The sequence below is a fragment of the Gilliamella sp. App2-1 genome, from assembly GCF_001690255.1.
Lineage (GTDB): Bacteria > Pseudomonadota > Gammaproteobacteria > Enterobacterales > Orbaceae > Gilliamella > Gilliamella apicola_G.
This window is the reverse complement of sequence record NZ_LZGR01000048.1, coordinates 62,519-87,402: the sequence shown is the minus strand read 5'-3', so window position 1 is coordinate 87,402 and position 24,884 is coordinate 62,519. Positions and strand designations below refer to the sequence as shown.

The 24,884-nt window shown below is 34.7% G+C and carries 23 protein-coding genes; 3 read left to right on the top strand and 20 right to left on the bottom strand.

Annotation, left to right across the window (positions count from 1 at the left end; all coding sequences use genetic code 11):
* Positions 1-43 precede the first annotated feature (43 nt).
* The 10 genes from thrB to rpsU form a co-directional block, all read right to left on the bottom strand.
* On the bottom strand, positions 44-982 hold the full coding sequence (gene thrB, locus A9G22_RS06715; RefSeq protein ID WP_065587002.1) for a homoserine kinase: 939 nt from the start codon (positions 980-982) through the stop codon (positions 44-46).
* A complete protein-coding gene (gene thrA, locus A9G22_RS06710; RefSeq protein WP_065587003.1) occupies positions 983-3,439 on the bottom strand; it encodes a bifunctional aspartate kinase/homoserine dehydrogenase I in 2,457 nt (818 codons plus the stop codon).
* Positions 3,440-3,788: 349 nt separating this feature from the next.
* The gene (locus tag A9G22_RS06705) at positions 3,789-4,118 is read right to left on the bottom strand and encodes a hypothetical protein (RefSeq protein ID WP_065587004.1); all 330 of its coding nucleotides are present in this window, start codon (positions 4,116-4,118) and stop codon (positions 3,789-3,791) included.
* Positions 4,119-4,256: 138 nt separating this feature from the next.
* Positions 4,257-5,012, bottom strand: a complete 756-nt coding sequence (locus tag A9G22_RS06700; RefSeq protein ID WP_065587005.1) for an SDR family NAD(P)-dependent oxidoreductase — start codon at positions 5,010-5,012, stop codon at positions 4,257-4,259.
* 170 nt (positions 5,013-5,182) lie between these two features.
* Entirely contained in the window at positions 5,183-5,635 is a 453-nt protein-coding gene (gene uspA / locus A9G22_RS06695; protein WP_065587006.1) for a universal stress protein UspA, read from the bottom strand.
* Positions 5,636-5,699: 64 nt separating this feature from the next.
* The gene (pitA, locus tag A9G22_RS06690; RefSeq protein ID WP_065587007.1) at positions 5,700-7,214 is read right to left on the bottom strand and encodes an inorganic phosphate transporter PitA; all 1,515 of its coding nucleotides are present in this window, start codon (positions 7,212-7,214) and stop codon (positions 5,700-5,702) included.
* A gap of 69 nt (positions 7,215-7,283) precedes the next feature.
* Positions 7,284-8,255 carry a bile acid:sodium symporter family protein gene (locus A9G22_RS06685; RefSeq protein WP_075508559.1) on the bottom strand — a complete coding sequence of 324 codons (972 nt, stop codon included), beginning with the start codon at positions 8,253-8,255 and terminating at the stop codon, positions 7,284-7,286.
* A 74-nt stretch (positions 8,256-8,329) separates the two neighbouring features.
* Positions 8,330-10,168 (bottom strand): RNA polymerase sigma factor RpoD, encoded by a 1,839-nt coding sequence (rpoD, locus tag A9G22_RS06680; protein WP_065587009.1) that lies wholly within the window; start codon positions 10,166-10,168, stop codon positions 8,330-8,332.
* An 82-nt stretch (positions 10,169-10,250) separates the two neighbouring features.
* Positions 10,251-12,032: a DNA primase gene (gene dnaG, locus A9G22_RS06675; protein ID WP_065587010.1), complete on the bottom strand. Its 1,782-nt coding sequence runs from the start codon at positions 12,030-12,032 to the stop codon at positions 10,251-10,253.
* Between the two features lie 144 nt (positions 12,033-12,176).
* Positions 12,177-12,392, bottom strand: a complete 216-nt coding sequence (gene rpsU / locus A9G22_RS06670) for a 30S ribosomal protein S21 (protein ID WP_034882800.1) — start codon at positions 12,390-12,392, stop codon at positions 12,177-12,179.
* A gap of 185 nt (positions 12,393-12,577) precedes the next feature.
* Between rpsU and hemB the strand changes: the two genes are divergently transcribed.
* Together hemB and A9G22_RS06660 are read left to right on the top strand one after the other, a co-directional pair.
* A complete protein-coding gene (gene hemB / locus A9G22_RS06665; RefSeq protein WP_065587011.1) occupies positions 12,578-13,588 on the top strand; it encodes a porphobilinogen synthase in 1,011 nt (336 codons plus the stop codon).
* A 295-nt stretch (positions 13,589-13,883) separates the two neighbouring features.
* A complete protein-coding gene (locus A9G22_RS06660) occupies positions 13,884-14,660 on the top strand; it encodes a hypothetical protein (RefSeq protein WP_065587012.1) in 777 nt (258 codons plus the stop codon).
* Between the two features lie 628 nt (positions 14,661-15,288).
* Here A9G22_RS06660 and nudC read toward each other — a convergent pair.
* From nudC to epmB, 6 genes are all read right to left on the bottom strand, one after another.
* Positions 15,289-16,092: an NAD(+) diphosphatase gene (gene nudC, locus A9G22_RS06655; RefSeq protein ID WP_065587013.1), complete on the bottom strand. Its 804-nt coding sequence runs from the start codon at positions 16,090-16,092 to the stop codon at positions 15,289-15,291.
* A gap of 59 nt (positions 16,093-16,151) precedes the next feature.
* Positions 16,152-17,780: a membrane protein insertase YidC gene (yidC, locus tag A9G22_RS06650; protein WP_065587014.1), complete on the bottom strand. Its 1,629-nt coding sequence runs from the start codon at positions 17,778-17,780 to the stop codon at positions 16,152-16,154.
* Complete coding sequence (gene yidD / locus A9G22_RS06645; RefSeq protein ID WP_065587015.1) at positions 17,780-18,022, bottom strand: membrane protein insertion efficiency factor YidD; 243 nt, start codon at positions 18,020-18,022, stop codon at positions 17,780-17,782. The genes yidC and yidD overlap by 1 nt, the downstream gene beginning before the upstream one ends.
* Before the next feature lie 47 nt (positions 18,023-18,069).
* On the bottom strand, positions 18,070-18,426 hold the full coding sequence (gene rnpA, locus A9G22_RS06640) for a ribonuclease P protein component (protein ID WP_081296990.1): 357 nt from the start codon (positions 18,424-18,426) through the stop codon (positions 18,070-18,072).
* 11 nt (positions 18,427-18,437) lie between these two features.
* On the bottom strand, positions 18,438-18,578 hold the full coding sequence (gene rpmH / locus A9G22_RS06635; RefSeq protein ID WP_025314679.1) for a 50S ribosomal protein L34: 141 nt from the start codon (positions 18,576-18,578) through the stop codon (positions 18,438-18,440).
* Positions 18,579-18,798: 220 nt separating this feature from the next.
* Complete coding sequence (gene epmB, locus A9G22_RS06630) at positions 18,799-19,827, bottom strand: EF-P beta-lysylation protein EpmB (protein WP_075508558.1); 1,029 nt, start codon at positions 19,825-19,827, stop codon at positions 18,799-18,801.
* Between the two features lie 33 nt (positions 19,828-19,860).
* On the opposite strand from epmB, the gene efp reads away from it, so the two are divergent.
* A complete protein-coding gene (gene efp, locus A9G22_RS06625) occupies positions 19,861-20,427 on the top strand; it encodes an elongation factor P (RefSeq protein ID WP_075508557.1) in 567 nt (188 codons plus the stop codon).
* Between the two features lie 200 nt (positions 20,428-20,627).
* Here the strand turns inward: efp and trmL are convergent, their stop codons facing one another.
* From trmL to thiI, 4 genes are all read right to left on the bottom strand, one after another.
* The gene (gene trmL / locus A9G22_RS06620) at positions 20,628-21,113 is read right to left on the bottom strand and encodes a tRNA (uridine(34)/cytosine(34)/5-carboxymethylaminomethyluridine(34)-2'-O)-methyltransferase TrmL (RefSeq protein WP_065587019.1); all 486 of its coding nucleotides are present in this window, start codon (positions 21,111-21,113) and stop codon (positions 20,628-20,630) included.
* Positions 21,114-21,135: 22 nt separating this feature from the next.
* Positions 21,136-22,515 (bottom strand): envelope stress sensor histidine kinase CpxA, encoded by a 1,380-nt coding sequence (gene cpxA / locus A9G22_RS06615; RefSeq protein ID WP_065587020.1) that lies wholly within the window; start codon positions 22,513-22,515, stop codon positions 21,136-21,138.
* A 33-nt stretch (positions 22,516-22,548) separates the two neighbouring features.
* Complete coding sequence (locus A9G22_RS06610; RefSeq protein ID WP_065587021.1) at positions 22,549-23,271, bottom strand: response regulator; 723 nt, start codon at positions 23,269-23,271, stop codon at positions 22,549-22,551.
* 121 nt (positions 23,272-23,392) lie between these two features.
* Positions 23,393-24,841 (bottom strand): tRNA uracil 4-sulfurtransferase ThiI, encoded by a 1,449-nt coding sequence (gene thiI / locus A9G22_RS06605; protein ID WP_065587022.1) that lies wholly within the window; start codon positions 24,839-24,841, stop codon positions 23,393-23,395.
* Between the last annotated feature and the right edge of the window lie 43 nt (positions 24,842-24,884).

Genomic DNA, 24,884 nt, shown 5'->3' with positions numbered 1-24,884 from the left:
GGCGTCTTCTTAGGTTTAACTCGATTTTTTATAATCAATAAACTTAGATCACTCTTGCACCTTGGGTATCTATTTTACAAATATGGGTAAAACCTTCATCATTTTGTAAATAACTATGTTTAAGCAGTAATTCAATTTGCTGAGCAGTTTCAAGCTTATCGGCAATCACAAACATTGTTGGACCAGAACCGGAAATACCCGATGCCAACGCACCAAGTTGTTTAACCCGTTTTTGTGTTTCATCAAAGTGAGGCAATAGCTGTTTACGATAAGGTTCCGCAATATTATCAAAAAGCATTGTCGCAGCTAGCTTAGATTGCTTGGTATAACAAGCATGCAAGAACCCACCAACATAGCGCCCATGCGCTATACAATCAGCTTTTTGATACTGGGCAGGTAATATTGCGCGCGCATCAGCGGTTGAAACCTTAATGCCTGGATATGCCATTACCCAGTACCACTCTTCAAAATGCGGTATCGATTCACTAATGATGCCCATTTCATCAAGGATAAGTTGCATTCCACCCAAATAGCAGGGCGCCACATTATCATAATGCACACTACCCGAAATACGTCCTTCAAGTTCCCCCATCATTGAAAGCATTTCAAACTCATTAAATGGTTTATCAAAAAACTCATTTAAAGCAACAAATGCCCCAACCACAGAGCAAGCACTTGATCCTAGCCCCGAGCCAATTGGCATATTTTTTTCAAGCGTCATACTGACAGGCAATTTTTTACCCATTGCTTGGCAAAAGCGCTGCCAACATTGATAAACAATATTATATTTAGGATCATAGGGTAGTTTTTTGACAAATTGACCTTTGCTAGTAAGGGAAAATTCGTTAGTAGATTCAACGGTAATACAGTCCCCCAGCATCGCACCACTAATCGGGCTAATTGCTGCACCTAATATATCAAAGCCAACACTAATATTGGCCATTGATGCGGGTGCATAAACAGTTAAAGATTTATGACTCATTTAACCCCCAATTTTGCCAGATGTAGTTCGTAAAATATCAGCAAAAACACCTGCTGCTGTGACATCATTCCCTGCACCATAACCACGTAAGACCAAAGGAATTGGTTGGTAATAACGTGTATAAAATGCTAAGGCATTTTCGCCATTTTTGACTTTATAAAGAGGATCTTCACTATCGACAGCTTCAATTCTAACACTGCATTGATTGTTTTCGATGCTACCCACATAACGTAATACTTTACCTTGTTTTGCCGCTTGTTCTGATTTTGCTTTAAACTCTAAATCTAATTGCGGTAATTTAGCCATAAACTCATCAATACTACCTTGTGCATATTCAAGAGGTAATACGGACTCGACATTGATTTGATCCAATTCTAATTGTAAACCTGATTCTCTAGCTAAAATAAGTAACTTTCTAGCTACATCGGTTCCAGATAGATCGTCTCGAGGATCAGGTTCAGTAAAGCCTTTTTCTTTTGCTAATTTAGTGGCTTCGGACAATAACATTCCCTCATCAAGTTTTCCAAAAATAAAAGAGAGCGAACCTGATAATATGCCAGAGAATTTAATTAGTTCATCCCCAGCATTAAGTAGATTTTGTAAATTTTCAATAACGGGTAAACCAGCTCCAACATTGGTGTCGTACTGAAATTTACGTTTACTTTTTTCGGCTTCTTGACGTAAACGTAAATAATAAGCCATTGAACTTGTATTTGCTTTTTTATTTGGCGTGACAACATGAAAGCCATTAGCTAAAAAGTCTGCATATTTATCAGATATTTCACAACTAGAAGTACAATCAACTAAAATTGGATTAAGTAATCGATTATTTTTAGCAAACTCAATAATTCCATCTAACGAATAACTATTTTCACTGTGCTTAATTTGCTCTCGCCAATTTGAAAGATCGATACCATCGCGATTAAGAACGTTATGTTTAGAATTAAATAACCCACAAACACGCAAATCGATCTGTTTGTTTTTAAGCCATGCTTGTTGACGTTCGATTTGATCGATTAATGCACCACCAACACCACCAACACCAATCACAAACACATCAAGCATTTTATCAGTACCAAATAACATCTGATGTGCAACACGTACGCCCATCACGGCAACATCATTATCAACCACAACTGAAATAGACCGTTCAGATGAACCTTGTGCTATAGCAACAATATTTATATTGGCTCTAGCAAGTGCTGTAAAGAAGTTAGCCGATAAGCCTCGCAATGTCCGCATACCATCGCCCACAACGGAAATAATAGCAAGTCTTTCGATCACTTCAATCGGTTCAAGTAATCCATCTTTTAGTTCTAAGAAAAATTCATCGCTCAATGCTTCTTCTGCCCGATAAAGTTCAGTTTGAGGTATACAAAAACTGATACTATATTCTGATGAAGATTGAGTAATAAGTACGACTGAAATACCTGCATAAGACATTGCAGAAAAAACACGTGCTGACATACCAACCATACCTTTTAATCCAGGACCAGAAACATTGATCATTGCCATATCATTTAAATTGGTGATACCTTTTACTGGTGTAGTTGAATCAACAACATTAGCACCAATCAGTGTTCCCGGTGCATCGGGATTATTCGTATTTTTAATTAAACAAGGGATTTGGAACTGGGCAATAGGTAAAATTGTTCTTGGATGAAGTACTTTTGCACCAAAATATGAAAGCTCCATGGCTTCTTGATAAGACATCGTTGTAAGCAGTTTAGCATCGGGTACAATACGAGGATCACAGGTATAAACACCATCAACATCTGTCCATATTTCACAGCTATTAGCGCGTAAGCATGCCGCGAGTACCGAAGCTGAATAGTCTGAACCATTACGCCCAAGAACAACTAACTCGCCTTTCTCATTACCTGCTGTAAAACCAGGCATTAAAATAATATGATCTTGTGGGATACGCATTTCACTAATTCGGTGTGAAGACTCTGCAATATCGACCGTTGATTCTAAATAGCTACCTTCTGCAATTAACATTGCGACTGGATTGATTACAGTAACTAAATGCCCCTTAGCTTTTAATAGTTCTACCATAATGGCGATAGAAAGTTTTTCACCACGACAGATAATTGATGCATTAATGCTATCAGGGCATTGACCTAATAAACCAATACCCTTAAGCAATTGCTTAATATTATTTAATTCATCAAGCGCAAAGCGCTTCATCTGTTCATAAGCAAAATTAGGTTGTGCTTTTGCAATACCTTCTAATAAATCAGCAAAGATTTTTTCAGCATCATAGATATTATTTTGTATATCTTGTCCTGCAACTGTTTTTTCAACCATTGCAACTAAATGGTTGGTAATTTTAGCTGGTGCCGATAAAACAGCAGCGGTTTGCTCTTGTTTAGCATTATTTTTAATAATCTCTGCAACTCGCAAAAAACGTTCTACGTTAGCAACAGATGTTCCTCCAAATTTTAAAACTTTCATATCACACCTTACTTATTATCATAATTTATGCCATTATTATTTGAGTTATTGTTTTTAGCGCTTGCTTATAGGTATCAAAAAAATCTTGTAGTATTATCACGCTATTTTCATTTTTAACTTATTTCTTTGTTTACGTTAACTATATTACTTTCATACAAAATAAAAACCCGCCTTTAAGGGCGGGTTTTTTAATATCTTTTGGAAAAATCAACCCGCCCTAGATCGCATAATAGTACCTAAAGTGCCAATGATGTTTGTCATACTAGTTAAAATTATCATGATTTCCCTCGGAAATTATTAAATTAAGCTCAAAACAAAACAGCCCGACATTTTCATGTCAGGCTGTAATTTAAAAAACCTTTTTGCTGTTTTCGTACTCATTGACAACTTTATTTAATGCTAGATATATGCTTTGAGCATCTTGTTTCTTTAATGCTTCATCTAAAATATTAAGATACGATAACATCAATTTTTGATTATCTTCGGCAAATTGTGGAGATATTTCCTGATCTTCATATAACATAACATATGTGCGAGCAAATCCAAAAATCAAAAAATAAACTGACGCATTTTTTGGATCTTCTTGAATTAGTACTCTCATTGCATTTCGTAGTTTTACATAACTATCTGTACCAGGCAAACTTGTCGCAAATGTTTTCGTTACATCAGAAAATGTCATTGCCTTAAACCTCAATCAAATTCATAAGAAGAAAGGATAGCAACCCATTAGCAGAAGTGCAAGTCTATTTTGTTTACCAACCATAATTTTTTTGTTTCCAGTAAAAATCAGCTACAAAACTCAATAATAAGGATTATATTATTTATCTTCTTTACAAACAGTCAATCCTGCCGGCGCTTGTGCAACAGGCATTATTTCAATTGAATTGACATTGAAATGAGTTGGTGTATTAACTAACCAAGAGACAGTATTGGCAATATCTTCAGGAGTAATAAATTCAACGCCTTGGTAAATCGCTGAAGCCTTCTCGTTATCGCCATGAAATCGAACATTTGAGAACTCTGTACCACCACATAATCCAGGCTCAATATTAGTGACCCTTACTTTTTTTCCTAATAAATCTGTCCGCAAATTAGCACTAAACTGTTTAACAAAGGCTTTAGATGCACCATAAACATTCCCACCTTTATAGGCATAAGTGCCAGCCACAGATCCAAGATTAATGATATAACCAAAATTGCGATCAACCATTTCTGGTAAAATTTGTCGAGTTAAATTTACTAGCCCAATAATATTGGTTTCAATCATTGTTTCCCAATCGTTATAATCTGCTTCATAAGCAGGCTCTAAGCCTAATGCTAAACCTGCATTATTAATCAAAACGTCTATGGGTTGGAATTCATTCGGTAATTGTAACAAAATGGTATTCACTGCATCTTTTTTAGTTATATCTAATGGCAATGACAAAAAATTAATACCTAATTCATCTGCAAGTTTTTGTAGTTTATCTATACGCCTAGCTACACCTATTACTTTATAACCGTCTGCAATTAGCTTACGGCAAATGGCTTGCCCAAAACCAGAGGATGCACCAGTAACTAAAGCTATATTCATATTAAATCCCCTTATAAACTAAAATGAAAATTTGAGTATATTTCGATAAACTACAATATGCATACACAACAAATAAACTAAAACACCTACTTCCCTGAAATTTTTTCACAAAAATATTTATCTAATACGTATAAAAAACCCGCTTAATGAGCGGGTTGATATTTAATACTTCATTTAGCAGATTCTTGCACAGGTTCTTCATCTTTTAATGGCACAATTAAAGTATCAATATGAGTACTATTGATAAGTTGACGAGCAGAAGACATTAACTTACTCCAAAAGTCCTGATGATGGCCACACACGACTAAATCAGCACCATATTCGTGAATTGCCTCAATTAATACTTGGTCAAATTCTCCATTTCCTGAAAGAGTGTGAGCAATAGGATAACCCGCATCATCTGCCAATTTATTTAATGCAATGTGTGCATCTTCAGTAATTCGATCTTTCATATCATTCATATTAATATCAACCAAACCAGTATAAAGATCAGAATAGTTAATACCAACATGAATCAATGATATTTGAGCATTATACGGCCTAGCCATAGAAACTGCTTTTTCGACAAGAACTTCACTTTCAGGCGATAAATCCACTGCAACTAATATGTGTTTATAAGCCATAATACGTTACTCCTTCCTATTTGATGCTCAGGTTAAATTACAAATTGATATTCTCTTTTTACTACTAAATTAATTTTTGAGCAAGCCAAAAAAGTGATCCAGATAGCAAAATCGAAATTGGAAGTGTTAAAATCCATGTTAACGCAATATTTTTAATGGTTTTACCCTGTACTCCACCACCATCAACGATCATTGTACCAGCAACAGATGATGAAAGAACTTGGGTTGTCGATACTGGCATACCGGTATAACTTGCAATCCCAATTGATAAAGCCGTTGTGATTTGTGCCGACACCCCCTGTGCGTAAGTCATACCTTTTTTACCAATTTTTTCACCTATAGTAATAGCTACACGCCGCCACCCTATCATTGTTCCAACTGCCAACGCCGAAGCTACCGCAATAATGATCCAAATAGGCGCATATTCAACAGTTTTGAGCAAATCATTATTTAAAGATTTTAAATATTGTTTGTCTTCTGGTGGCACATTAGGTTGTTTGGCAACATGCAAAACAGTATCAGATAAACATAATAATATACGTCTAGCCTGAGATCGTTGTTCTACATTTAACGATTGATAATCATTAATTTTATTAAAAAGTGAATTCGCTATTCCAATAGTGATGAAGGAACGAGAATAATCACAATGATATTGATTCAAATCTGTAATAGGAATGTTTGCATCAATCGCAGATTGTTTACCTATCACAGTTGTTAAATCTTCACTATGCGAAACAAAATACTCTTCAATATTATGGATTGCATTACGGGTATTAGTAATATCATAAGTAGGAGCATTCATATTAACGATAAAACCAGCAGGGGCAATTCCCATTAACACTAACATTAATAAACCAATTCCTTTTTGCCCATCATTAGCACCATGAGAAAAGCTCACGCCAGCAGCCGATATAATAAGCATGATACGGATCCAAAACGGTGGCTTTTTCTTGCCATAGAGTTTTTCACGCTGTTCAGGCGTCATAAAAATACGTTCTCTTTTTTTACTGCTCTTTTTACTTTGCCCTTTACGTGTCCAATATTTACGTAGAAAAAAGATCATTAACCCGGCAATAACAAGACCAACTATTGGTGAAATAATCAAGGATAAAAAGATTTGGAGCATCTTAGGGATATTAAGCGCATCAATGATTGATGTATCCATAATCAATGCATTTGCAAGTGCCACTCCAATAATAGAACCAATTAAAGTATGTGAACTTGATGCAGGAATACCAACATACCAAGTACCTAAATTCCAAATAATTGCTGCAAATAAAATAGAAAATACCATAGCAAGCCCATGAGCCGAACTGACATTAAGTAATAAATCAGTTGGTAACAAGTGCACAATTGCATAAGCAACACTAAGCCCACCAAGTAACACTCCAAAGAAATTAAATACTCCTGCCATAAAAACTGCGAGTTGTTCTTTAAGTGCCCTTGTATAAATAACAGTGGCAACAGCATTGGCGGTGTCATGAAATCCATTGATAGCCTCGTAAAAAAGTACAAAAAGTAAAGCAAAGGCTAATACTATAATGGTTGAAAATTCTAAATCAGCAAATAGATGAAACATAATATATCTTTCTGTTGTTAATTAGCACCACTATTATCCTTGAGAATAGGCTAATGAGCAAAACAATTTTTACATTTTTTGTTGGGCATAACGTGCCGCTAAAAAGGCACAAATCATTAATTGGATTTGATGGAAGATCATTAAAGGTAAAATCATAATGCCTATTATTGATATGGGAAAAAGAACACTTGCCATTGGAATACCACTCGCTAAGCTCTTTTTCGAGCCACAAAATACAATTGTGATTTCATCTTCTTTGCTAAAACCTAAAAATCTTGCACTATAAGTGGTAATAAATAACACTATAGTCAATAGAATAATCGAGAAAAATAGAATGTTTAATAATGATAAAAAACCAACTTGCAACCATATACCATTAACTACCGCATCACTAAAAGCAACATAAACTACTAATAAAATCGACAGGCGATCTATTTTAGAAATAACGCTTTTATATTTATTTATCCATTTGCCAATAAAACGTCTAGATAAATGCCCAACAATAAAAGGCAACATCAGTTTTAACATAATAGAGCTAATCGCATCAATTATGTTCATTGATGTCGAAGCTTGGGTATGCATTAATAATCCAACCAAAAGAGGGGTAATAAAAACACCTAATAAAGTTGATGCAGATGCACTACAAACAGCTGCTGCTACATTACCTTTTGCTATTGAAGTGAAAGCTATAGCTGATTGTACTGTTGCCGGTAAAACACAAAGATAAATAAAGCCTAAATAAATATCTTGTGATAAAAAATTTGGCACCAACAATTGCATCATCAAACCTAATATAGGAAAAATCACAAAGGTAGTAGCAAATATTAATAAATGCAATCGCCAATTCTTTATGCCAACAACAATTGCTTGAAAAGAGAGTTTGGCGCCATGCATAAAAAAGAGTAAGCCAATAGCGAAGCTTGTAAGGTATTCAAAAACAGTTTTGGTTTGTCCTTCACAAGGAAAAACACTAGCTGTAATCACAACACAAATTAAAATCCATAAAAATGAATCAATCTTAAATCGTTGCAGTATATTCATGGTTTTTAGTGTCTTTAATTAAAAACAATTAAAAAAATCGCCACAAAAGTGGCGTTATATGTAAATGATAAAATTTATTCTAAGAAACTACGAAGCACATCGGATCGACTTGGATGGCGCAACTTACGCAAGGCTTTAGCTTCAATTTGACGAATACGTTCTCGTGTAACATCAAATTGTTTACCGACTTCTTCTAGCGTATGATCCGTATTCATATCAATACCAAATCGCATACGTAACACTTTGGCTTCTCTTGGCGTTAATCCAGATAAAATATCACGTGTCGCACTGCGTAGGCTTTCAGACGTAGCTGCATCTAACGGTTGCTCAAGAGCAGTATCTTCAATAAAGTCACCTAAATGGGAATCTTCATCATCCCCAACAGGTGTTTCCATTGAAATGGGCTCTTTAGCAATCTTAAGCACTTTACGAATTTTGTCTTCAGGCATTTGCATGCGTTCTGACAACTCTTCAGGCGTTGGTTCACGACCAATCTCTTGTAACATTTGACGTGAAATACGGTTTAGTTTATTGATTGTTTCAATCATATGTACTGGAATACGAATTGTTCTTGCTTGGTCAGCAATGGATCGAGTAATGGCTTGCCTAATCCACCAAGTCGCATAGGTTGAAAATTTATAACCACGACGGTATTCAAACTTATCAACCGCTTTCATCAAACCAATATTACCTTCTTGGATAAGATCTAAGAATTGTAATCCGCGATTGGTATATTTCTTCGCAATAGAGATAACGAGACGCAAATTAGCCTCAACCATTTCTTTCTTAGCACGGCGTGCTTTAGCTTCACCAATAGACATGCGCCGATTAATATCTTTGATTTGCTCAATAGAAAGGTTAGTTTCTATTTCAATTTGCTGCAATAGATTGATCTGAACTTGAATAGGTTCTTCAAATTCTTTCAAACTTATAGCAAATGCGCCTTTAGCTGTTAATGCCTTTTGATACCAGCTCATATTATTTTCATTACCAGTAAAATGCGTCATAAACTGCTTTTTCGGCATTTTGCATTGTTCCACACAGATCTTCATAATTGCACGTTCATGTGTTCTAACGCGCTCCATCATGCTTCTCATGTTATTAACAAGAATATCAAACTGCTTAGCAACTAAACGAAATTGTTTGAATATTTCTGATAAGTTTTCAATCTCTTTTTGCGCTTTTTTATGAGCTCGACCATATTTTTTAATAGCATCCGATGTTTTATCATGTTGCTCTTTTAGTTCAGCAAATTTAGCTCTGGCAACTTCAGGATCAATAGAAACATCATCATCAGTTGAAGAATCGCTTTCTTCATCCTCATTCTCATCGTCGCTATCATCAATGTCAATTTCGGTTTCACTAACTAACTCTTCAGGTAGTTCTTCAGAGACTTCCTCAGCATTTGGATCAACAAAACCGGTAATCAAATCAGATAAGCGAACCTGTCCGCTTTCGATCAAATTATATTGCTCTAAAAGATAGGTAATGGCTTCTGGATATTCGGATACTGACGTTTGAACCTGATTAATGCCATCTTCAATACGTTTAGCAATATCAATTTCACCTTCACGTGTTAACAACTCAACCGCGCCCATTTCGCGCATATACATACGGACAGGATCGGTTGTTCTACCAATTTCTGACTCAACATTAGATAATACTAATGCTGTTGCTGCTTCAACGGCTTCCTCATCAGGGACATTATCTGAAAGTAATAACTCATCAGAATCTGGGGCTTCTTCAAGCACTTGAATGCCCATATCATTAATCATTTGGATAATATCTTCAATCTGATCTGAATCAATAATCTCTTCAGGTAAATGATCGTTGACATCAGCATAGGTCAGGTATCCTAGCTCCTTACCTCGAATGATTAGGAGTTTTAGCTGTGATTGAGAATTTTGCTCCATAAAAGGTATCCACTTTAGTTATTTGGTCATCTATATTATATATGTAGAACTATATCTGAAAATCTACATATACCCTATATATTTAGTCTTTTTTTGATAAAACAAGTATTAAAGTCGCCAATTCTTTTTTCTCTGCGGTACTTAAACCAGAGACTCTCTCTTTTGCGATTAGTTCATCTTGCCTTTGGGCGAGTATATTATCATATAACTCTTTTAAAGTATGTGAAAAAGTTGAATCTATTTCATCATCTTGATAATGACACTCCCATGTTGATAAACGATTTAATTGTTTATAAAACGGTCTATCTATACACTCTGTTAGTATTTGTGCTGTCGTTATATTGGGATAACGTTGACATAATTCAAGTAATTCAATAAAGATCTCAATACCTGCCATTTTAACTTGGCGAATCACATTAATATCAGAAACTTGTTCAGCAAGATTAGGATATTGAAGTAATAAACCGATTAAAACACGCATAGTGGTTAATTTTATTTGTGATACAGGGGCTCTTTCTTTTGCCTTTTCATTACCTTTGTATCGATTGTCACTCATTAATTGCTCTAGTTGAGAGACATCAAGCAAACCTAAATAATTGCCAAGTTTTTGTAATAAATTTAATCTAAAAGCTTTTGCCTTAATTTGATCAAGTAGTGGTAAAGCTAGCGAGCTCAATTTAGCTTTTCCTTCAGCAGTTTTTAAATCAACCTGTTTCAAAAGTTCATCAAATAAAAACTTTGATAAATTTGAGGCCTCATTTAAATATTCTTCAAAATCCGCTTTACCAACTTTACGAATAAAGCTATCCGGATCTTCATCTTGAGGTAAAAAAGCAAAGGTAATTTTCTTACCATCGATTAAGCAAGGCAATAATACATTAAGAGCCCGCCAAGCGGCACTTCGCCCAGCATTATCGCCATCATAACAAAATATTACCGAATCTGTTGCTCTAAATAATAACTTAATATGTTCTTCTGACGTTGCCGTGCCTAAAGATGCAACAGCATAATCAATACCATATTGAGCAAGCGAAACCACATCCATATAACCTTCAACCACGATGAGTTGTTGAGGATTACGATTCACTTCTTGTGTTTCATAAAGTCCATAAAGTTGGAAACCTTTATGAAAAATTGGAGTTTCCGGAGAATTAATATATTTCGCAGGATCATTAATGATAGTTCTTCCACCAAATGCTATGACATTTCCTTGCCTATCACGGATAGGAAACATGACTCGTGCCCGAAAGCGGTCATATTGATTACCACTATCATTGGTTACTTGCATGCCTGCTTGTTTATAAAGCTCTGCTTCAGTCTTAGTTTTAACAATATTTTGTGAAGTTAATCGCCAATCATTAGGGGCATAACCAATTTTATATCTGGCTATAATTTCAGCGTTAAGACCTCGATTCTCAAGATATTTTTGAGCATCGATAGATGTTGGTAATGCTAATTGCTGCTGGTAGAAATCCGTGATTTTAGCCATCAAGGTATACAAATCACGACGTACATTTCGAGATTCAATATGTTTAGATTGATCAATTTCATTGTTATCACTATCAATATAAGGTACTCGAATTCCTTGCATACTAGCTAATTCTTCAATAGCTTCAGGAAAAGACAACCGTTCATATTGCATTAAAAAATTAACAACCGATCCCGATGCACCACATCCAAAACAGTAATAGATCTGTTTTTTCTCATTAAGCGAAAAAGAGGCTGTTTTTTCATCATGAAAAGGGCAACAACCAAAATAGTTATTCCCCCTTTTTTTCATTTTAACGCGTTTACTAATCACATCGAGAATGCTAGTTCGAGCAATGAGATCTAAGATGAAATCGCGGGGGATAAGACCTTTCATGATAAATTTTCAACCAATTCTGGTATTATAGAAAGACAACAAGCCGTATCAAAAATACGGCTTGTTAGAATTCTTTATATTAAAAAATAAAAAATTGATTTTAATATCAATTCAAGTTTTCAGTATAAATAATCTTAAAAACAATTAATATAGACGAGTGCGACGAGCGTTTTCTCTTTCCAATTTTTTAGCATGGCGTTTAACAGCAGCTGCTTTAGCTCGTTTACGAATAGTTGTTGGTTTTTCGTAAAATTCACGATTACGAACTTCAGCTAAAACTCCTGCTTTTTCACAAGAACGTTTGAAACGACGTAATGCTACATCGAAAGGTTCATTTTCACGTACTTTAATTACTGGCATGTGCCTCTCACCTCAAATTTGTTTAATATCACAAGGGACTAAATTTAGTGCGCAATTTTACCTCTAATCAATATATATTGTAAAGTAAAAAATCGAATTATTCTAAGAGAGCAAATTAATTTGCCAATCAACATATGGCATCAGATAATAATTCAAATCTTATAAAGAATACACAGGAGTTTTTCATGCTATCATTTACTGGTCAATACCCAACTCGTCGCTTACGCCGTAATCGCTCCCATGACTTTAGTCGTCGTATGGTTGCAGAACATAGCTTGACCGTCAATGACCTCATTTATCCAGCTTTCATTATTGAAGGAAATAATGTTACTGAACCCGTTACCTCAATGCCAAATGTAAACCGAATGAGTATTGATGTATTACTAAACGAAGCAGAACAAGTAGCTAAATTAGGGATTCCTGTTCTTGCATTATTTCCTGTTATTGAACCAGCAAAAAAATCACTACTTGCACAAGAAGCATATAATGAAACTGGATTAGTACCAAAAGCGATTCGAGCATTAAAAAAAGAATTCCCTGAACTAGGTATACTTACTGATGTCGCACTTGATCCTTATACCACACATGGGCAAGACGGCATTATTGATGAACAAGGGTACGTACAAAATGATCGCTCTATTGAAACGCTTGTTAAACAAGCGCTAATGCAAGCAGAAGCGGGGGTAGACATTATCGCACCAAGTGATATGATGGATGGTCGCATTGGCGAAATACGTAATGGACTAGAAAATCACGGTTTTGTTAACACCAAAATTATGGCTTATTCAGCCAAATATGCATCTTGTTTTTACGGTCCTTTTCGTGATGCTGTCGGCTCTGCCAAAAATATTAAAGGTGGCAATAAAAAAACTTATCAGCTCGATCCCGCTAACAGTGATGAAGCATTACAAGAAATTTATCAAGATTTAAGCGAAGGTGCAGATATGGTCATGGTTAAACCGGGTATGCCTTATCTTGATATAGTGCAAAGAGTCAAAGAAACTTTTGCTGTACCGACTTTTGCTTATCAAGTTTCTGGCGAATATGCCATGTTAACAGCGGCAATTGAAAATGGTTGGTTAGATAAAAAATCAGCCATTATGGAATCTTTGCTTTGCTTTAAACGCGCGGGAGCCGATGGAATATTAACCTATTTTGCTAAACAAGTCGCCGAATGGTTGCATCAACAAAAATAATATTTATTCATATAGACATTGCCGCTCTTTCCTAATTGGAAAGAGCATTATTCGCCGATTGATCATATTACAATCAGCAAATTGCATTAATAATCATACTATGTAGTAGCAATACATTTTTGTATCTTCTTAGTTCATCGAAGATACAAAAAATTAATAAATACAAACAGGTTAACACTCATACTAGGTCAAATGTTACTCTTCGCTAAAAAGCGTAAAAAAATTTCTGGATAGCTATATGTTTAAGTAAAAATTTGATAACATTTGCGGGGGATAAGCGATAATGGAATAAAAAATGATTTATGAACTCGTACCAACCGAATTATATGATGAATTGACAGCTTTTTATCATGATCTAGAGAAAATCACATCGCAACATACAGAATTTTGTCCATTTTGTAAAAAAACTAAATTTTACATAATTCGTTCAAAACCCACTAAAACATATCGTTGTAAAAATTGTCATAAATATTTTACCGTTTCAACTAATACACCCTTCAATCGTTTAATGCCCTATAATTGGTTAGAGATTATTTTTACTAACCGCATAAACAAGATGAGTTATCACGAAATTGCCAAAAAACTTGAAATTTCACACGAAAAGGTCATACGTCGAGATCGAGCTATTATTCATTATCTTCAAATCCATTACCCATCATTGCATAAGTGGTATACACATCAAAAGCAAGCCACATTAATTCCAACCTTGGCTCAACAATATAAAATTATTAAAGCCAAAGTGACAGACTTATTGAATGAACAAAGCCCAACTTGTATACACTGCGGATCCAACGAAACAACCAAAGTGGGTTCACGTACTTGTTACCGCTGTAAGCGTTGCCGGCATAGTTTTAATACTTTAAGCAACACCCATTTAAACCGTATACCAAAACCTGAATTATGGCTACAATTCATTGATCTACTTGTTTCTGGAGCTAATAATTTACAAATAGGAAAAACTCTTAACTTACACAATGATACTGTACGTAAATGGCGATCTGCTTGGTATTACATGATGAAAGATTGGCATTGCGATGCTCTTGCCATTTGGTGCAAAAATAAAAATCAATAAGGCAACAATGAACAACGATCAACAAATAATTTGTTAACTGAACATATTTCCAGATAACTGGATAAAAAAATTACTCTATAAATAACTTACTACAGTTACCAAGTGCAGTAATTAATAATTATTTTTTTATACTGAACCAAAGCTTTTACCGTTTAGTAAAATGATTAAACAGCAACATATTCAAGGGTCTTCAAATAAAATAATTTAATAAAATAAACAAATCTTTATTACTAATTACGATTTAGAAAGGTTATATCATGAAATTAGCTATGGCATGGACCTCACCAAAAATATTTATGATATTGCTTTTGTTTCATCCAAAAACTGTTTTGGCATAAAGAAAAATGGTAACGATTATAGACGCAAACTCAGAATTTTATGAGCAAGATCATATAGAACCCGTGTTATGTAATGCGAATAAGTAATTAGAAAAAACCATTATCAAAACCTTTAAATTAGCATCAAATGGTAACACCATCATTAATGATAAAAATTAATAAGAAATTGAACTACCTAATATGGGTACTTATTCGGATTATAATCAAAACTTCGATTAGACTAAAATGGTTTGTATTACAATAGGCAACGAGTAAAAAACCGCCAATCGAATAAGGACAGTTCAATATGATTAGTCATTTCCATATTCATCATATTCGCGACAAAGTATAATTGTATCTTCAATTAAACGTCTAGCAATAGTGCCATATTTAGGAATTTTAGGCAATTCTGTATAATGATACCAGTTTGCTTCGATGAGTTCGTTTTTGTCTACTACTATTTCACCGCTATCATAATCAGCTAAATAACCCATCATTAATGAATTTGGAAATGGCCAAGGTTGTGATCCTACATAACGAATATTCTTAATTTTTATTTTTGATTCTTCAAAAACTTCCCGTTCAACTGCTGTTTCCATTGTTTCACCAATTTCAGTGAAACCAGCTAAAATAGTATACAAGTTATCTTGATTATGCCTAACATGCTTTGCTAATAAAATTTTATTTTTGCGGCGAATAGCCACGATAATAGATGGTGAAATTTGTGGATAGTAACGCTCTTTACAATGGTCACACATACAACACCATTCTGTATTACTAATATACATCTCATGCCCACAATAACCACAATATTTATGGGAACGGTAAAACTCAGAAAGTTGAACTGCTCGACCAGCCATATTAAATAAGGATTGATCAGTCCTATCAAGTAATGGACGAATTGAACTCATCGAATTTTTCATTTCATAACAAATCAGCCAAGCCGTTAGCCCTTTCCATTCGCCTATTGGTTGAGCAAGTTTATTCGTAAAACCTAGCTCATCAGCACACCCGACAGGAACTTCACCATCAGGCAACCACAATCGACCATTAGCACTTACAAACCAGTAACCGATTTCATTACCAGTTAAATTAAATTGTTGCTGTATATTCATATAATTAACACCAAAATAAAAACGAAAAAGGAGGATTTTACTCCTCCTTTTAATCAATATTATTTCTTTTTCTTCTCGTGAAGTCCTTTTTTCTCAAGTTCCCAGTAGATAATACGTTGCTGAGCAATTGTGAATAAATTACTGACGATATAATATAGAACTAAACCCGATGGAAACCATAAGGAAAAAGCCGTAAAGATTAATGGCATATAAGTCATGAGTTTTTGTTGTAGTGGGTCGGTAACAGGTGTTGGTGACATTTTCTGAATTAAAAACATGCTAGCACCCATTAATAAAGGCAAAATATAATAAGGATCTTGCGATGATAAATCACAAATCCAGAGCGCAAATGGTGCATGACGTAGCTCAACAGAATTACCCAACATATAGAATAATGACAAAAAAATTGGCATTTGAATCATTAGTGGTAAGCATCCCCCTAATGGATGCACTTTTTCTTGCTTGTAAAGTGCCATTGTTTCCATACTCATTTTTTGTCTATCATCTCCATAACGTTCTTTCAGCGCTTGTAAACGTGGTTGCAATAGCTTCATTTTAGCCATTGAACGATACTGCGCGCGAGTTAATGGAAACAAAATACCACGAACAATAAACGTGATGACAATAATTGAGAAGCCCCAGTTACTAATAATATTTTGAATGAACTTCAACAAATAAAACAACGGTTGTGACAAAAACCATAACCAACCATAGTCGACAATTAAATCAAGATGGTTAGCCGTTTCCTTCAATTGGCTTTGAATTTCAGGACCTAACCACAGTTTTGCTCCAGTCGTGTATGTACTTCCAGCAGGAATAACAGCTGACTCGCCTTTAAAACCAATTGTTGCTTGAGAGTTATTAGCCGTTGTACGAGAATAAAATAGATTATTTTTATCCTGAGATGGTACCCATGCTGAAGCAAAATAGTGTTGTAACATCGCAACCCAGCCAGTGTGAGTTTCAACCGCCAAATCTTTATCTTTAATATCATCAAAACTATATTTACTATAATTGGTGCTAGAACTCGAGTAAGCAGCTCCACGGAATGCACTTTGCCCTAGTCCACTTCCCCCTTCGGTTGGTATATCATCAGGTAATTTAATGGTTTGTTTTAATTGACCATACATTGCAACATCAATAGCTGCACTACTTTGATTATTAATATCATACTGAACATCAATGGCATAATTACCACGGTGTAATATGTAATATTTAGTATAACTTACGCCATTAACTTGATAAGTGAGTGGAACACGCAATTCATCTTGCCCATCAGCTAAAACATATTCTAACTTTTCAGTTTGATATACTGGACGTTTTGAACCTTGAGTAGCATTATCTGGACCACCTTTACCTGTTAAACCACTTTCTGCAATATAAACATAATCAGGGCGTGAAGTTAATAATTGAAAAGGCGTACCTGAGTGAAGTGTTTGCTCATACTTTAACAATTTTGCGGCTTGCACATCACCACCATAAGTATTAATAGTGAGTGACAAAACATCTGATTTTACAGTAATTGTTTCACCCAATGCAGAGCCATCTGTTAAACTATCATCACCCATTTGTTGTGTCAACTGATTAGCTATTGGCGGTTTAGGTGCGTGATCTTCCTCCCACGCTTTCCAAATAAAAAAAGATACAAAAAGTAAAGCAATGACTAAAATATTACGTTGAGATCCCATTAGTGTTTTTCTCTATTGGTTTTAGTTTTTGGAGGAACAAAATCTTCTCCTCCTTCATGTAAAGGATGACATTTTAATACACGTTTAGCTGTTAGCCAACTACCTTTTATTAATCCAAAGCGCATTAATGCAATTGCTGCATATTGCGAACATGTCGGAGTAAATCGACATTTAGGACCAAACAAAGGGCTAATAAAACGTTGATAAACACGAATAAAAAAAACAAAAACATTAATTATCATATAGTTACATGCATAAACATGCTGTTTGATAATAAATATAAATTTATTTAAACCTCTTGCTTGGCTATGATTCGTTGGCATAATTTATTGAGTATTTCAACGATTTGTTGATTATCTAAGTCTATAACAGGCTGTTTAGCCATCAGAATAAAATCAATATTAGGAAGCTGATGTTGACGATGCCGAAAGTACTCTTTAGCCAGTCGCTTTATACGATTACGCTCATGGGCTCGTTTCACTTGTTTTTTAGCTACAGCAAAGCCCAACCGCATATGATTACAGTTATTTTTACGTGCAACTAACGTCAAAAATGGAGAGCCAGCCCGAATGGACTCTTGAAAGACCTGATTAAAATCAAAGGGAGTTAACAATCGCAACTCCCGAGGAAATGTGAACTTAATCACCCAACTTTAAATCAGCTAGCAACAGTTAAACGAACACGGCCTTTAGCACGACGGCGAGCAAGAACTTGACGACCGTTTTTAGTTGCCATACGAGCACGGAAACCGTGAGTTCTATTGCGTTTTAATACTGATGGTTGAAATGTGCGTTTCATGACGATTTATATCCAAATCTAATTTATCAACAGGTTGCAGAGTTAAACTCCACAGCATTAATTAAAGAGGTCGGAATTATAGTGTCTATTTTATTTTCCGTCAATGAGATTTTAACAGATAAATTCTAATAAAAGTCGTTAACATCTAATTATGGCACAATTGAGTAAAACCGAATAAATAGCTTATAACATACGAATTTACACAACAAAAATAGATTAACTAATCAGCCAAAGCAAGTACACGCTTACTTTTTTCCCCCCCCACTTCACGCGCTAATTTAGGCACTAAATAACCCGATACTTGCTCAGCAAGTTGTTTCATTATTATTTTCGCAGTATCATCATCAACTAAAAAATGAGCAGCCCCTTGCACTTTATCTAACAAATGGATGTAATAAGGTAAAATCCCAATATTAAAAAGCTTATCACTTAACTGAGCCAAAACATCGGCATTATCATTAATATTTTTCAACAATACGCTTTGATTTAATACTGTCACGCTATTTTGTTTTAAAAGCTGAATCGCACCAGCAACATCATTATCAATCTCATTGGGGTGATTGATGTGAGTAACCACTATAATTTGCAATCTACTTTCAATAAACAGGCGACAAAGTTCAGACGTTACTCGTGAAGGAATGACAACCGCCAAACGAGTATGAATTCGTAACCTCTTGATATGATGAATTTTCTCTAATGCATTAATCAAAAAAGCCATTTCATGATCTTTGGCCATTAACGGATCACCACCTGATAAAATAATTTCATTGAGTTCTGAATGATTAGCAATATATTCAAGCGCAATACCAAGATTCTTTTTATTACCTTGATTATCATGATAAGGAAAATGCCGCCTAAAACAGTAACGGCAGTTAATTGCACACGCCGTTTTAGTGATCAACAATGCACGATTGTAATATTTGTGCAATAACCCAGCAATAGCATTATCTTGCTCTTGTAATGGGTCATTACTGTACCCATCAACTTTTAATAATTCGTTATCATTACAAAGCACCTGTAGCAAAAGTGGGTCATTACTATCACCCTTTTTCATTCGGTTAATAAAAGCCCTAGGAACCCGAAGTGGAAACTGTTTTTTCGCCAGTTGCATAGGAGTTGAGATGGTGTCAGGATCTAGACCTAAATAGGAATATAAAACGTTGATATCTGTCACAACATTAGCAAGATCAACAATCCATCTATCTTTATTATTTGGTAGTTCAATTTTTTGCTGTATAATATGGCTCATTTTTTGTAATTCAGAATTTTAGTTGGAGCTTTTATGGCATCTTATAGTACTAATGAGTTTAAAGCTGGTCTTAAAATAATGCAAGATGGTGAACCGTGTGTAATTGTTGAAAATGAATTTTATAAACCGGGTAAAGGACAATCCATCAATCGTGTAAAAATTAAAAAATTACTTTCAGGTAAAACTATCGATAAAACATTCAAATCAGGCGAATCGGTCGAAGTAGCTGACGTTGTTGATATGAATTTAACTTACCTTTACACCGATGGTGAGTCTTGGCACTTTATGAATAACAATACGTTTGAACAACTTTCGGCTGACTCTAAAACGGTTGGCGACAATGCAAAATGGTTGGTTGATCAAGCTGAATGTATTTTAACATTATGGAACGGACAACCGATTGCTGTAACGCCACCAAACTTTGTTGAACTTGAAGTTATCGAAACTGATCCAGGTTTAAAAGGCGACACAGCAGGAACTGGTGGCAAACCAGCAACTTTATCAACTGGCGCGGTAGTTCGTGTACCTTTATTCATACAAGTTGGTGAAATCCTTAAAATAGATACGCGCTCAGGCGAATACGTTTCGCGCGTTAAATAATTATATTCATTAAAATAACTGTTTGACTTTAAGCTTATCATATTAAGCACTGATAGAAAGAGGTTAACTTAACCTCTTCTTTATCTTTTACTAATTTTGTGTTTTTAAGCTACAAAAGCGTTTCTAGCAATTATAACGTACAGGTATATTTTATATTAAAAAGCGGTAATGTATAATTGCGCAATTATTATACAATTAAATTACTTTATTCCAAAATAATTTAATTGTCTCCATGATTCATAAACCACAACGGCTACAGCGTTAGATAAATTCATACTACGGCTTGTTGCTAGCATGGGAATGCGTATTTTTTTATCTTGAGGTAATGCATCAAGTATAGTTTTAGGTAATCCTCGAGTTTCTGGTCCAAACATTAAAAAGTCATTTTGCTGGTAATTGGCTTCACTATGTGGCTTTTGCCCTTTTGTGGTTAAGGCATAAACTTGTGTTGACAAGTCTATTTGATTGATATCTAAAAAATGGTTAAGATTTTTATAACGTTTTACATCAACAAATTCTTGATAATCAAGCCCTGCCCGTCTTAACTTTTTGTCATCCCAAAAGAAGCCCATTGGTTCAATGATATGCAAGTTAAAACCAGTGTTAGCACATAGACGAATAATATTACCGGTATTAGCAGGAATTTCGGGTTCAAATAAGACGATGTTTAAGGCAGAATTTGACACAAATTTTCTCTTTCATTATTTATTAATGTTTATGAATTGGCAATACTATCACAATTCTAAGTCCGCCAAGATGACTTTTTTCAGCTTTTACGGTTCCATGATCGCGTATGATGGCATTAGCCACAATAGCGAGTCCTAATCCTGTTCCTCCTGATTTGCGATCTCGAGCTTCACTTGTGCGATAAAATGGCCTAAAAATTTTCTCTAGTTCACTTTCTGCAACACCTGGGCCATCATCATCTATTGTAATTGTGATCTTTTGTTGTTGAGCAATAAAATTAACTACAATCTCTTTGTTACAATAACAAAACGCATTTCGTATAACGTTTTCAAGTGCACTACATAAAGCAATGGGATAGCATAAAATAATGTGATTAGTTGGAAGATTGGTAACGGTAAAATTTTTGCTGATTTGTTCTGCTTCAAAAGTGGCATTATCAAGCACTTGTTTAAACAACTTATTAATTTTATTAAATTCGCGAATTTCATTATTGTCATATTGCTGCCTTGCCAATGACAATAAATCACCAATCATAGAATCTAGCTTTATTGCTTCATTATGAATGCGCATAACTTCACTGCTTTCACCCTGTTTTCGTCGCAATAAAGATGTCGCTAACTGCAAACGTGTCAAAGGAGTACGTAATTCATGGGAAATATCGGAAAATAAACGCTGCTGTACCTCTTGCATTCGTTTTAGCTCCCTAAGCATATGGTTAAAGCTAGTACCTGTTGCTTTATATTCAGACGATCCTATTTGCTCAAGCTCTGGCCATTCTTGTAAATTGCCTTTGGCAACCTGATCCGCCGCTTGTTTTAAACCCCGCGCTGGTTTTGCAATACTCCAAGATAACCAAAGTAAAAAAGGAGAACTTATTAGCATGGTCAAAGTTAATAATAAAAAAGGATGATCAAATATAAAGTTAACAAATTGGGATTGTATGTCTGTAGCTTGTTGTAAGATATACAATTGATATTCGGCATTAGCATATTGGACTAAAAAAGGCCCTATAATCTCTTGAGAATCATAGATCTTTTTTGCAGGATCATCTACATTATGAGATTTTTCACTAAAGTTTTTTACTAAATCAATATTTTTAGTTTCAGCGGTGATAATTTGCTCATTCGGAGTAACAATAAATAATGATTGACCCGATTTTTGGTGGCTATCCATTATAACAATAAAACGCATCCACCATCGAAAACTATCTTTAGGTACATTAACAAGATCATTTTCGATCTGATGAGCAAGCACATTACCGGCTTCTTTGTCTTTATTTGCTAAATAGGTTAAGTTTCGAGAATCTAAACTTGGTAACACCATAATTAACATTAAGAAAAAACCTATGGTCAGTAAAAATATAGTGAAAATTCTGATGGTTAGTCTATCAATAAGCCACATTTTATGTTATCTGATCTTCATTTATATGTTATTCTAATCTTGTAGCAAATCATCATTGTGATCAATTACAAATAGATAACCTTTTGAACGTAATGTTTTAATCCAAGGTAAACCGTCGCTCCTAGGAGGAAGCTTTTTCCGTAAATTCGATACATGAACATCAATCGATCTCGCAAGAGGGATAAATTCTTTACCTAAAACAGTTTCACTTAAAGTATCGCGCGAAATTATTTTACCCGCATTATCAAGCAGTTTGAGCAATACTTGAAACTCAGTACCTGTTAATTCAATGTATTTATTATCAAAAGATACAGACTGCTGTTTTCGATTTACATTCAGCTTATCAATAGTATATTGAATCGGTTTATCAGCACCATCATTTACAGCATTATCCCAACGGGTTCTACGCAAAAGCGCATTAATTCGTGCGATAAGTTCTCTGTCATTAAAAGGTTTTAAAATGTAATCATCAGCGCCTAGTTCAAGCCCAATAACTTTATCGTATTCGTTATCTCTAGCCGTTAAAAAAATTACAGGGACAGTAAATTTACCTCTGAGTTGAGATAATACACTAAGCCCATTCATTTCAGGCATCATAATATCGAGCAGAATGAGATCTATAGTACTGTCAAACTTCTCTAACGCTTGAACACCATTATTAGCTATTTCAACTCGAAATCCTTCCAATTCTAGTAGTTCACGTAATAACGATGCAATCTCTGGATCATCATCAACTATAAGCAATTTACTACTCATTACAGTCCTCTTTATACCATTCCATTCATTTTTGATATTTTATCTTAATAACAAATATAGATTATATTTAAAAAGTCATTATATATGTAAAAAAGCTTAATATAGTAAATTATTATTAGTTTTATGTAGTAAATATTTTTACGTTATTAAATCCTTGGTCAATTAAATAAAGTGCTTGTAACTTACTCATAACACCATGCTCACAATATAGTAAATATTGCTTTGATTGATCCAAATCTCCAAACTGTGTAGCGAGTTTATAAAATGGAATATGCTTGATTTCCATATCGTTCAATTCCAATGGATTATCTTCCTGCTCATCTGGAGAACGAATATCAATCACTACGTAATCTGCACTCAGTGTTGTGACAGTTTCGACTTGAGTGATCTTTGTATCAGCTTGTTTGGCAATTTCACGAATATCAATATTTTCTGCTTCGTCAACGGCTTTATCTAAAATCGTGAAATCAAAATTTAATTCTTCTGCTTCAATTTTTTCTTTTACAGCTTTTACCGTTGGGCTTTTGGATATCACACCACAAAATTCTGGCATTGTTTTAGCAATATCTTCAGTCCCAATTTGGCGTGCAATATTGATAATTGTTTCTTTATCATGCGTGATAAGAGGACGTAAAATTAATGTATCACTGGCATTATCAATTAGCCGTAAGTTAGTCAGTGTTTGACTCGATACTTGACCTAATGCTTCTCCGGTTACAAGTGCTTCTACTTTATAACGTTGCGCAATTTTTGATGCAGCTCGAATCATCATCCGTTTTAGGATAACTCCCATTTGACCATCATCAATTTTTTCAAGAATCTCGCCAACAACCTGAGAAAAATCAATGGCAATAAAACGTACTTTATGTGAGCTACCAAATCGCTCCCATAAATAATGGGCCATCTGTTTAACGCCGATCTCGTGAGTTTTTCCACCAAGATTAAAGAAACAATAATGCACTCGGCTTCCTCGTCGTATTAACATATAACTTGACACGCCAGAATCAAAACCACCAGATATAAGCGAAAGAACATCTTCTTGCGTACCAGTTGGAAAACCGCCAATGCCTGTATGTCGACTCTTCACAAGTAGTAACTTATCTTTGTCGATCTCGAGATTAATCGTGATTTCTGGGTGATTTAATTTAACCTTAGCCGAAGACACATGTTGATTAAGCCCACCACCAACATAGCGTTCAACATCAATTGATGTAAATTCATGTTTACCACGACGTTTTACACGTACACAAAATGTTTTGTTTTCAATTAACGGAGCATAATAATCTAATGCTTTTTCAAAAATATCATGCATATCAACAAAAGTAATTTCATCAACAGCTAAAATATGATGAATACCAGGAATTCGTGTTAATAACTCAAGTATTTGAGCTTCACTATTTTCAGCTTTTGAGCGAACTTCAATAAAATCCCAATGACGGATAACCGCAACATTTTCAATATGGTACTTTAAAATATTACGAATATTACTCGTTAGTATTTTAATAAAACGTAAACGAACAGAATCACTTTTGATAGTTATTTCTGGAAAGAGCTTAACAATAAATTTCATAAAATCAATGTGAACTTTAATACAAATGCATCATTATACTTGT